Raw genomic sequence first — 877 nt, 5'->3', positions numbered from 1 at the left:
CTCCTATGTCAATAGATTTAACCTTATCGTCAATTTGCTCACCAACAACTAAGTTTATTGCATTGGGAGTTATTTTGGCTTCAGCAGATTGAACTCGACCCGTAACATTATCAAGACTTTGTGATTGGAGTGTAAGAGCATTGGATAGATTGGTGATTCCAGTCTCTGTCGAACCCACTCGCTGACCTAGCGTATTGAAATCGGTTGACGATACTTTTTGTTCGATCTCATCAGCAAGTATAGTGATAGCCGATTCAGTATCTTTTTTTAAAGCGGCAACTTCTGTTTTGGTCGCCCTAAAATCAATCTGTTCCGCGTTTTGAGTGATTTTTGTTTCTGCCGTAGTTACTCGTGTGGCAACTGCCGACACTTGACCATCGGTATATCCTTTAGAATTGCTTTCTGCTTGATTGGCTTTGTTGGAGGCATCGTTTGCAGCCGTACCTATAGCTTCTGATTTTGCATTTGATATGTCGGTGCTTACCTCGGTTTTCGTAGCTCTTTGCTCAATCTGGCCTGCCTGCTGACTAATCTCAGTTTCTGCAGCAGTAATCCTTCCAGACACTCCATTCATAGAGTTTTCCAAACTATCGAATGCTGTCTGCGAAACTTTGGATTTAAGTTCATTGGCGGTCTGAATAACATTACTTTCAGCGGTCGAAACTCTTTGGCCTAGCGCATTGAAATCATTTTGCGCGACCTTTGATGCAATCAACCCTTGCTGCACAGAGAAATTTGTTTCTGTCTCTGTTCGAAATACGTCTAATGCATTATCCACATCTTCCGGAGCAGGCGTCCAGTCGGTAGCTTTATTGCCCTTTTCGACTTTAATATTTTTGAAAACAAATTGAGCCCATGAGAAGCGTAGGAAATCAAC

General features: G+C 42.2%; 1 protein-coding gene. It reads right to left on the bottom strand.

The window, feature by feature from the left end; genetic code table 11:
- On the bottom strand, positions 1-877 hold an 877-nt coding region (locus ACFSQ3_RS06085; RefSeq protein WP_380868488.1), incomplete at both ends, for a hypothetical protein.

Origin of the sequence: Sphingobacterium corticis, from assembly GCF_042684745.1 — a bacterium.
GTDB lineage: Bacteria > Bacteroidota > Bacteroidia > Sphingobacteriales > Sphingobacteriaceae > Sphingobacterium > Sphingobacterium corticis.
This window is presented reverse-complemented; position numbering and strand designations above follow the sequence as displayed.